Origin of the sequence: Kluyvera sp. Awk 3, from assembly GCF_028069715.1 — a bacterium.
Lineage (GTDB): Bacteria > Pseudomonadota > Gammaproteobacteria > Enterobacterales > Enterobacteriaceae > Kluyvera > Kluyvera georgiana_A.
This window is the reverse complement of sequence record NZ_JANEWH010000148.1, coordinates 1-10,228: the sequence shown is the minus strand read 5'-3', so window position 1 is coordinate 10,228 and position 10,228 is coordinate 1. Positions and strand designations below refer to the sequence as shown.

General features: G+C 46.8%; 8 protein-coding genes. All 8 read left to right on the top strand.

The window, feature by feature from the left end:
* Positions 1-35 precede the first annotated feature (35 nt).
* The 8 genes from NNN71_RS21200 to NNN71_RS21165 all read left to right on the top strand — a co-directional run bounded on the left by NNN71_RS21200 (position 36) and on the right by NNN71_RS21165 (position 9,776).
* The gene (locus tag NNN71_RS21200) at positions 36-293 is read left to right on the top strand and encodes an EscS/YscS/HrcS family type III secretion system export apparatus protein (protein ID WP_167575681.1); all 258 of its coding nucleotides are present in this window, start codon (positions 36-38) and stop codon (positions 291-293) included.
* Between the two features lie 2 nt (positions 294-295).
* The gene (sctT, locus tag NNN71_RS21195) at positions 296-1,072 is read left to right on the top strand and encodes a type III secretion system export apparatus subunit SctT (RefSeq protein ID WP_271459277.1); all 777 of its coding nucleotides are present in this window, start codon (positions 296-298) and stop codon (positions 1,070-1,072) included.
* Positions 1,073-1,091: 19 nt separating this feature from the next.
* Positions 1,092-2,156, top strand: coding sequence for an EscU/YscU/HrcU family type III secretion system export apparatus switch protein (locus tag NNN71_RS21190; RefSeq protein WP_167575683.1), 1,065 nt, complete (start codon positions 1,092-1,094; stop codon positions 2,154-2,156).
* An 81-nt stretch (positions 2,157-2,237) separates the two neighbouring features.
* Entirely contained in the window at positions 2,238-2,744 is a 507-nt protein-coding gene (gene sicA, locus NNN71_RS21185; protein ID WP_271459276.1) for a type III secretion system translocator chaperone SicA, read from the top strand.
* A gap of 52 nt (positions 2,745-2,796) precedes the next feature.
* Positions 2,797-4,689 carry a type III secretion system translocon subunit SctE gene (sctE, locus tag NNN71_RS21180; RefSeq protein WP_271459275.1) on the top strand — a complete coding sequence of 631 codons (1,893 nt, stop codon included), beginning with the start codon at positions 2,797-2,799 and terminating at the stop codon, positions 4,687-4,689.
* 20 nt (positions 4,690-4,709) lie between these two features.
* Complete coding sequence (locus tag NNN71_RS21175; protein WP_271459274.1) at positions 4,710-5,819, top strand: hypothetical protein; 1,110 nt, start codon at positions 4,710-4,712, stop codon at positions 5,817-5,819.
* A gap of 56 nt (positions 5,820-5,875) precedes the next feature.
* Positions 5,876-7,039, top strand: a complete 1,164-nt coding sequence (locus NNN71_RS21170) for an IpaD/SipD/SspD family type III secretion system needle tip protein (protein WP_271459273.1) — start codon at positions 5,876-5,878, stop codon at positions 7,037-7,039.
* A gap of 2,494 nt (positions 7,040-9,533) precedes the next feature.
* The gene (locus NNN71_RS21165; protein ID WP_271459272.1) at positions 9,534-9,776 is read left to right on the top strand and encodes an acyl carrier protein; all 243 of its coding nucleotides are present in this window, start codon (positions 9,534-9,536) and stop codon (positions 9,774-9,776) included.
* The last annotated feature ends 452 nt before the right edge of the window (positions 9,777-10,228 follow it).

Below are 10,228 nucleotides of genomic sequence, written 5' to 3'. Positions count from 1 at the left end.
ATATCAATCTGGCTACTTCATAGGTTTTTATAACAATGAATGAAATAGCATATGCAGGTAATAAAGCGCTGTATCTGATCCTCATGCTATCGGCTCTGCCGATTATTGTGGCGACGGTTGTAGGCCTGTTGGTTGGTCTTTTTCAAACGGTTACGCAGTTGCAGGAACAAACGCTACCCTTCGGCCTGAAACTATTAAGCGTGGCATTATGTCTATTCCTGGTCACCGGTTGGTATGGCGATGTGCTGGTTGGGTTTGCTAAAGAGGTGATTCGTATGGCAATGGTAAGCTGACGATGTACACGCTACTTTTCTTTGATCTTCATCGATGGTTATATGAAATGGCAATGGTATCGGCAAGAGTGATGCCTGCCTTTATCTTATTACCTTTTTTTAACTCCAGTACCCTGAGCGGCGCTATTCGTATGCCAGTGGCCATGCTGGTTGGCGTTTCTCTTTGGCCTTATCCCGGTGCACCCATCGCCGGGTTTGACAATGCCTGGTTTCTCATTCTTATTGCTAAAGAGCTAATGCTAGGGCTGATTATCGCCTTTTTTTTATGCTTACCTTGCTGGGTACTTCATGCTACCGGCAGCTTTATCGACAATCAGCGCGGGGCAACATTAAGTAGTTCTATTGATCCCCTTTCTGGTGTTGATACCTCTGAGCTAGCCAATTTCTTTAACTTATTTGCGGCGGTGATGATGCTGCAAAATGGCGGGCTGCTGCTGTTGCTGGAAGTTTTTGAAAGGAGCTATCTTCTTTGGGCTCCTTATCAAATGGAAATGCCGGGTTTTATGCTGGTGGTGAAGTTTATTACGCTGGTGGTCAGTCACGCGATTGTCATTGCCAGTCCGTTGATCATCATATTTTTGCTTACCGAGCTTTGCCTTGGCCTGCTAGCACGATTTGCGCCGCAGCTTAACGCCTTCGCATTAGCATTGACCGTGAAAAGCATCATCGCATTTTTTCTTCTGCTTCTGTACTTCACGCCGATCATTCCAGGGAAAATCATGTCTCTACAGTTGGTCCCGGATATTTTAAATGGATGGTCAGTTAAAACAATTTATTGAGTAACAAGTCGAGGAGTAAATGTCAGGAAGTAAAACCGAAAAGCCAACACCGAAGAAGAAAAAAGAAGCCGCCGAGAAAGGACAGTCTTTTAAAAGCAAGGACCTGATTATCTCCTGCTTAATACTCCTTGGTGTGCAATACCTTATTAATACTCATGATGCAGTAGAATTTATGACCCTGTTACGTAGAGTCATTGAAAATGGCTTTGCCAATGACATGGAGGGATATGCTAAAGCCGTATTCTGGACCGGTATCAAAATATTCCTACCTTTTTTATTGCTTTGCATTGTGGCATCGGCTCTACCTGCGCTTTTACAAACAGGGTTCCTGCTCGCCAGCAAAGCTCTTAAGCTTAATTTCTCCGCGCTCAACCCAGTGAATGGCTTTAAGAAATTGTTTAGCTTGAGAACCGTAAAGGACGTCATCAAATCATTACTGTTTTTGGTCAGCTTTGTGTGTGCTGCCATCATGTTCTGGAATAAGAATAAGGTTACAGTTTTCGCTCAGGTCAATACAGATACGGTCAATATGTTCCCAATATGGGCCCAGCTATTTGGCGCGTTGGTTTATCTTTGCTTGGGTTGTGCACTTATGGTGCTGATCCTTGATGCGCTTGCTGAATATTTTCTGCACATGAAAGATCTGAAAATGGATAAGCAGGAGGTTAAAAGAGAGCATAAAGAGCAGGATGGCGATCCTGAGATTAAATCAAAGCGTAAAGAACTGCATATGGAACTGCTTTCCGATCAGGTGAAATCTGATATTGAAAACTCCAAGGTTATCGTCGCTAACCCCACCCACATCGCGGTTGGTATTTACGTCAACCTTGAAGTAGTGGGGATACCGTTTATTTCTGTACTGGAGACCAACCAGCGCGCCCTGGCTGTCCGCGCTTATGCGGAGAAAGTGGGCGTGCCAGTTGTAGAAAACATCCATCTTGCCCGTCGCATCTACAAAACCCACCGCCGATATTCATTTGTTAGCCTCGAGGAACTCGATGAAGTTATTGAAGTTTTAATCTGGCTTGAACAGGTTGAGAATGCCTGGAAGAGTGAACATGTTACCCCTACTGAACGTGAATGAGCGTTCTTTGTGCGTACGCCTTAAATCATTATGTTGTAATGCAGTCATCAGTCGGTGATGACGTAATCAGAGAGTAAATAAATGATGAAAAAAGATATTACCGAGCAAGAAGCATCCTTAGTTCTTACGGCCACTTTGGAACATGGTGCTACGTTAAGAGAAATCCATGGTATTCCTGATAATACAATGGAAAACATTTATGCCCATGCCTACCAATTTTATAAAGAAGGGCGATTGGATGAAGCGGAGAGTTTCTTCAACTTTCTCTGCATGTACGATCTTAAGAACCCCGATTACTTCATTGGGTTAGGGGCGGTTAACCAGTTGAAGAAAAATTATATTAAAGCCTGCGATTTTTATGCACTGGCATATGTGATGGCTGATAATAATTTCACGCCGGTATTTTACTCGGGGCAATGTCAGCTATTAATGGGTAATTTTGTTAAAGCCCTACAGAGCTTCGAGATTATCTGTAATCGTTGTCCCGATGAAGCCTTGGTTAATAAGGCAAAAATATATATGGAAACCATTCGTAGCAATCGTTTTGAACAAGCCGAGGTTGAAGATGCTCAGGAGGTGGAAGAGTAGTTTTAAAAAATTTATTTATGTGCTGAAAGCTAATAAGTTATAAGGAAATTATATGAGTTTAACTTTATCTAATAATGTTCACGCTGGGACAGTGGCCGACACCACCGTGCCCAGTGATGCCATTAGCCACAAAACGCATATTTCCAGCAGTCAAGGCTCGCGGCTTAATTTGATCGCACAGCAAAAGAGCATGGATGAAATTGCGACGGGTGTTTCTGATGAACTTGCTCGGGAGATTGAGACTGAAATTGACAGGCCCGCAATTCGGCAGTCAACGGGTAAGCTGACCAATAAATCACAAATGTTATTGACCATGCTGCGTTATCAATCGGTCAGCAACTCAATGAGCGAGAGTATGCTGGCTAACGCGGCGGCTGTTTTTAATGCCCAGGCCAATGCCAATATTCAGAAGGCCCAGGAATTATCCGCCGAACTTGACAAGCTAAAGGAGGAATTTGATACCCAATCAGGCGTGATTAATGACATGCAGGATGTCTATGACTCAGCGAAATCAGATTGGGGGAAAGCTAACAGCAAGTTAACCGATGCGCAGAACACACTCAATAACTTACTCGACGATCCCGACGCGAAAAGCGAAGACATTAAAAAAGCGCAAACAGCCGTTGCTGAAGCTCAGCAGGGATTAACCCAGGCTTCACAGGCGCTGTCGACTGCTCAGCGTAATCTCGATAAGGCGTTGGACGTCGGGCAAAAGATACTCAATAACGTCAATGCCAAAACGGCTGAGATGAATGCCAAATTTAGCAACGTTCAGTTTAACAATACTGCAGTTACACCTGCAGAACAGCATTCAGAACAGGCGCTCACCCGCACGGCAATCATGATCCAATTGATTACCGAGTTCATCATGAAGATGGATGATGTTTCTTCTGAAAAGCTAAAGAACGATCTTGAAATCAATAAGATGCAAACTCAGGCTCGTCAGGCTGAAATGAAGCGTAAATCTGATGAATATGAAGAGCAGGTACGCAAAGCTGAGGAAGCACAAAAAACGGCAGGCTGTATCGGCAAAATTTTAGGTGGTCTGGCTATCGCTTTCGGCGCGATTACCACCATTTTTGGCGGTGGCGGCGCGGCGCTGATGGCTGTTGGTATTGCCTTGATGGTTGCCGACCCCATTGTCGAAGCGATTACTGGTCAATCCCTGACCGGCATGATTATGGATCCTCTTATGGAACATGTCCTCATGCCGCTAATGAATGTTCTGGGTGATATTGTTACTAAAATCTTTGATAACACCCCGCTAGGGCTGCTACTGAATGCCATTGATAAAGCAACCGGCGCTAACATGATGGACACAATCCACTCTGTGGTAACCGCGGCGGTGGCGATTGCGGCGATTGTTGCTGTGGCCTTTGTCGCTAAAAGCGCGGCCAAATTCTTGATTGAGAAAATGTCGCAGGCGATGACTTCTGCCATTGTTCAAACGGTGAAAGCGGCGATTGCTAAAGCGATCAATAAGCTCATCCCGACGCTGGTTAAAAATACAGCGAAGCAGGGCGCCGCTGCCGCCAGAGCGGTAGCCACACAGGTTTCGCAAAGCATTCAAAATGTTACCCAGAGTGTCACTAAAAATATTACTGGTTTTCTTCAGGGGAGTGAGTCGACGGTTCTGAATAATCTGAGCAAGATTAATATGAACCATATCATGATGGCGAACGTCGGTGTCAACACCTCCAATGGCATTATCCAGTCCGGCATGAGCATGAATATTGCCAATATTCAACTGGAAGCCCAGAAAGCATTGGCGAGTTTCCAACTCGCGCAAACCGATGTGAGAATACTAAGTGATATTATATCGAGCTATTTGACACGTTTTAAACAAGACCAGGAGCAAGTGCAGCAAATGGGGCTGACGCTCTCTGATATGCTGCAAAATCAGGCTGCGACTGGTGCTGCTGTTATTAAAAATATGAAAGCTTAATTTTATTCAGGATATATATTATGACGACCATTTCTAATTCCGTTGTATCACAGCGTCCAATAACTACGCTCGATAATGATAGCTATATTAAAAAGGCCGAGTCGGCACCGTTAAAATCTCAGGAAATTACGCAAAGCACTGCCACACCAGTATTTGTTGACAGTGCGGCAAAAAATGTGGTGTCTGCGGCGTCACTGAAAGACACCGCTCCTGATATTGTCCCTAGCCCAGTGCAGGCAGACCCAGAAGCCTTCACCAAGCAGGTTTCTCAGGCGTTGGGGTCTATTTCTAACTTAACCCAGTCCGAAGCCTCCAAAGCCATGGATCAGATGAATGATTCATTGGTTGTGCTGGCTAATAAGAGCGGTTTCGATATTTCGACTATTGCCAATGGGTTTAGTGGCAAAGCAGCACAAGTTCTGCAAACGATTTGCCTGGCCGCACAATATAACCAATCTATTATGCGTGAACAGTCTAGTGCCAATAACATGATGGCGCGCAGTTTGGGGGAGATGAGCTCTAAGCAAATTGTCCAGGCTGGTATTGAAAATAAAGCGATGGTGGATAAACAGGCCGGTATTTCGTTAGCGACAACGGCTGTGTCCGGTGGTATCCAGACCAAAGCGTTAACTAAATCAAACCAGGCGATTCAAGTTCATGGTTCAAAATCTATTAACCTTAAGCGCGATTCCGATGCGCTGAGTGCCAGTGCGGTACCAGGCTCACGTTCAAGACTGGATAAGATGACGTCACAGGATGCCTCTGATATCAAGCTGCTGAAAAAAGAGTCTAATCGATTGAAGCATGATTCTTCAGCAGAAAACCTGCAGCAGCAACTGCGCGCCAACGATGCAAGCAAACTGCAAATGCAGGGGATGATGTTTGGTCAGGGTGGGCAGGCGGTTGCGAACCTGTCTTCTTCAAATGGTCATGTTGACAAAGCAAACGCTGAAGCGAACGCACAGATTTTGAAAACAGATGAAAACGTCTTTACTTCACGTAAAGAATCTGATGAACGCGAGCAGCAGGCCATCGGTCAGTTTAAGGCGGAATTGATGCAATTGCTCAACCAGATTCTCGCCAACCGAGCGGGCACTGTCAGAGCCATGACCGCTAACCTGAAAGTCTAGTCCTCCTGTTATCATTAAGCCCAGCCTCCTGCTTAAGGAGGCTTTTGTGAGTAAGAATGCCAATTGATAATATTACATCGAACCCCATTACTCCGGCTTGGTTATTGAACAAAACGGTGGAGAGCGAGTCGCCAGTTGATAATAACCAAAATCTGGCATCGACAGATGATATGGCCCCGGTGTCTACCACCACACTGAAGAGTTTGTTGCCAGATTCCGTTGTCCGTTTACTCTTAAAATCAACGCCATCAACCCGTGATGACGTCGCGGAACTTAGCAAGCTGGTTGAAAACTGGCAGACGTCCGAGCTACAGAAAAAGCTGGAAGTCATTAAGGCTAAAAATGCTATTACAAGACAAGCTGTTGAGCAGAAGAAAGCACTTTTAGCGAGTATCGCAGCGGAATTGTCTTCATCCGTTAGCGCCGCTGGCGTGAGTACAAGTAATGAAGTGCCGGCGGCGCTAACCCTTGCCGATCGGAAATTCCTTAACTCGGCCAGGACTGCCGCGGCGTTTACCCGTACCTCGCTACCGGTTGCAGCCGAAACGCCTGATGACGCCTCCACGGCAGATGCGGAAGATATTCTCAGCATATTTAATGAGGTGGTTAAGGATAGCGAATTTTCCACTTCCAGCAGCAAAGAGATTTGCGATGCCGTTGCCGAGGCAATTGCCTCAATGGGCGAAAACTATCTTGATGTTTTTCAGGAAGCCGTGGAGGTGTACGCCAGCTTTTACGCCGATTTTTCTGATGTTATGGCGAACCTGAAGAAATACATTTCGGTTGATGACGAAGATATTAAATTTAATGGTAGAGGTTTTGCTGCTGAATTAAAAAGTGTGATTGATAAGTACAGCGGTGATGCTGGGATCTTATATAGCGCATCCTCCCCGGATGAGGCAAAGGCCTGGGCTAAGGAAATGGGGCTTGACCCAGATAAATGCGTTGATGGGAATAATGTTCGTATAGATTTATCATCGGTCAGGAAACTATATACAAGTTCTTATAACGATTACAATAACAAAACACTTAACTCAGCGCAGTGGGCTGCATATCAAAGTAGTGTCGATATTACGAAGGATTCCGTACAAACCGGCATGCAGTCGCTGACGCAGAAATATTCAAACGCAAACTCTACATTTGATAATTTAGTCAAAATATTAAGCAGTACTATTTCTCAGCTTTTAGAGTCTGATAAGTCCTTCTTTAATATCTCATAGGGAGTTGTTATGATACCTTCTTCAAGCACGGCATCACCACTACTTCGTTCATCATTGAATAACCCTGCAACTCAAGTGCGGGGACCGCTTGGTAATGTTACTGGCGTTTCAAACATCAACTCACAGCTTGTGCTGAAAGATGCCGAGCAACAGTTTATCTCTCACCATAAATCTGTTGCTGAGCTCCTGACCCAGGCAGTATCGCTTGCGCAGAACGCAATAAATACCCGTGAAACGGATTCGGCGCAAAGTGCTCAAGAGCCAGCAAACAGGGCGCTTAGTCGAGATTCGGTGGATAATCACGCTGAGGTCACGCAGAATTCCCGTGCGCCAGGGGACGCCTCGCTGAACGAGAAAATTGCAAACGCATTAAAGACCTTGTCCTCTGGTGAGCAGTTCGCTGCCCAAAAAGCTGAAACCGCAAAGCAGGCGCTGTTAAATGAAATTGCCACCTTCCAATTGCCAGGTAAAACGGTAAAAGCATTTACTGCAATTGTTGAGAATAATAGCGGTAACTCTGAACCAAGGGCCATGAAATGTGTTGAGGATTTTATGGTCATGCGTCATGAGATTAAATCACGCCTGGCGCCAGATGATAGTAAGGCGCTTAAAGAACTTAATAATGTGACTAAATCATTCATCTCCAGCATTGCTAAAAATGGTGTGAGGATGGATTCTCCAGCGGCTGGGTCGAGTAAAAATTACAGCGAATTAAAAAAACACGAGGCGATCTGCAACAATCTGGTTGCGCTTGATAAGTATTCTCAGCAATCTTCAGGCTTGAGTTACAATGTCGAAATAGCAAATCGTATTTATGAATCACTGATTAATGAGGGTCTATCTCAGGAGGAATGTGTCCAGGTGATGGACAACGTTCATAACATTTTCAGGAATTCGATTGCGGAGCAAAATTCCTCCCTGAGTGTTATCAATCGGAGCCGCAATTTATCCCCTTTCGAGCAGGCCCAGACCCGACTCGGTCAGGAGTCGATAACATTTGATCTATTGAGAAATGCGCTAGCTGATATAGCACAACCCAAAGCGGATGACGCGGCCAATCCGCGCCCTGGCCCTGAGATAGAAATGGGGCCTTCGAATCAACCGGGTATCAACATTACAATCAATGCACCGTTCACTTACACCTACCATGAAGGTAATCAGGGGAGTGAATCTCCGCGCCAATCTGTTAGTCGAGGTTTGGATAGCAACAATGATGCTGCTAATGAACTGCATCACGATGTCATTGATGGGGTGACGGGGCCAAACGACCGGACGAACCCGGCTGAAGCCCGGCGTATTGTGGAGCCTGGCCCGACGCTGCTGAACAGCCGGGAAACGCAGGTCCAGTGGCTGAATAGCAGCCTGGCGGGAGAAATTACTGGTCAGCCGACCTCCGCAGGCACGCCGGATACGTCAGCGGACCGTACGTCTGATGGCAGGACAACGCAGAACAGGGAGACACAAAGTCACGATGTCATTGATGGGGCGACGGGGCCAAACGACCGGACGAACCCGGCAGAAGCCCGGCGTATTGTGGAGCCTGGCCCGACGCTGCTGAACAGCCAGGAAACGCAGGTCCAGTGGCTGAANAGTAGCCTGGCGGGAAAAATTACTGGTAAGCCGGCCCCCACACAACCAAGCGCGCCGTATATCGGCGGCCCGGGCTCTGCAAACGCCCGGACGAACCCGGCAGAAGCCCGGCGTATTGTGGAGCCTGGCCCGACGCTGCTGAACAGCCAGGAAACGCAGGTCCAGTGGCTGAAGAGTAGCCTGGCGGGAAAAATTACTGGTAAGCCGGCCCCCACACAACCAAGCGCGCCGTATATCGGCGGCCCGGGCTCTGCAAACGCCCGGACGAACCCGGCAGAAGCCCGGCGTATTGTGGAGCCTGGCCCGACGCTGCTGAACAGCCAGGAAACGCAGGTCCGGGGGCTGAAGAGCAGCCTGGCGGGAAAAATTACTGGCAAGCCGGCCCCCACACAACCAAGCGCGCCGTATATCGGCGGCCCGGGCTCTGCAAACGCCCGGACGAACCCGGCAGAAGCCCGGCGTATTGTGCAGGGTGCCCCGACGATGCTGAACAGCCAGGGGACGCCGTTCCAGGGGCTGAATAGCAGCCTGGCGGGAAAAGTCTCTGGCAAGCTGGCGTCAGCAGGCACGCCACATGCGTCTCAGGGCTCCGTTGATGGAAAGGCACGCGGCGTGACAGCTCAGTCGCCAGCCTCCGCAACATCAGGTTCCTTAAGCGCCCGCACGAACACGACTGAATCGCCGCGCTCCACTCAGGAGGAACCCGGCATGTTGAACCGTCAGGGTTCGCACTGGCAAGGACTTGATGGTAAACAGGCCAGCAAAGTGACTCCTGGTCAGACATACAAATCGTCATCGTTTGTAGGGAGTCGTGGTTCATCACAGGCGACGCCATATTTCAGCGGTGTTTCAAAATCCACAGCGAAAAAGTAGTTTGCTGTGTGCCATTTTGAAAGAGGAAGCTATGAGAATAGAACAAAATGTTGTAGGTACCGTGAATAATATTATTGCTCAAGCATTATGTTGTGATATTGAGCAGGTCACTAAAGATAAAGATATGTATTACGATCTTTTGGCCGACTCATTAGCAATGATTGATATTTTTGTTGCGCTGGAGCAAACGTATTCGATTGCTTATACAGAAGAAGATATAACAAAAGTAGAACGCGTGGAGGATATATACCATTTTGTCAATGTTCACATTTAGAGAGGGACGTTTGATGAATATCATTGCCGCTATCTCTGCGGAGTATCGCTACTACACTCCAGGGGGAGGGGCCTCGTATCCATATCGGCATTTTTTGTCGCAATTAGAGGGCGTAAGGGGAGGGATCCCAACGAATATATTCAGGAAAAATGTATGTGATTATCATAATCTCATGAATTATAAAATAGATGATGATGATCTTAGCGATGAGTATGTGGTATCTCCATTACGCAAAGACAAGCCACTGCACATAATATCATTTATCCGGTTGGTTTCCGGTGTGGAAAGTCACCTCCTGGCTTATTATGTACCTTACCAGTATCGAAAGCGAACGGTCTTTAAAGTGCGACATCGTGGATACACTGTCAGAAAGTGCAAAAATATCTAGGGTCACTTTACAATTAGATTAATCAGCGTAATCAAAAGGCACTATGACTTTATTATCATAGTGC

Excerpts from the sequence above, each read along its gene's own strand:
- NNN71_RS21190 (WP_167575683.1), top strand. The coding sequence starts at position 1,092 with ATGTCAGGAAGTAAAACCGAAAAGCCAACACCGAAGAAGAAAAAAGAA.
- NNN71_RS21175 (WP_271459274.1), top strand. The coding sequence starts at position 4,710 with ATGACGACCATTTCTAATTCCGTTGTATCACAGCGTCCAATAACTACG.
- sctE (WP_271459275.1), top strand. The coding sequence starts at position 2,797 with ATGAGTTTAACTTTATCTAATAATGTTCACGCTGGGACAGTGGCCGAC.
- NNN71_RS21200 (WP_167575681.1), top strand. The coding sequence starts at position 36 with ATGAATGAAATAGCATATGCAGGTAATAAAGCGCTGTATCTGATCCTC.
- sicA (WP_271459276.1), top strand. The coding sequence starts at position 2,238 with ATGATGAAAAAAGATATTACCGAGCAAGAAGCATCCTTAGTTCTTACG.
- NNN71_RS21170 (WP_271459273.1), top strand. The coding sequence starts at position 5,876 with ATGCCAATTGATAATATTACATCGAACCCCATTACTCCGGCTTGGTTA.
- NNN71_RS21165 (WP_271459272.1), top strand. The coding sequence starts at position 9,534 with ATGAGAATAGAACAAAATGTTGTAGGTACCGTGAATAATATTATTGCT.
- sctT (WP_271459277.1), top strand. The coding sequence starts at position 296 with ATGTACACGCTACTTTTCTTTGATCTTCATCGATGGTTATATGAAATG.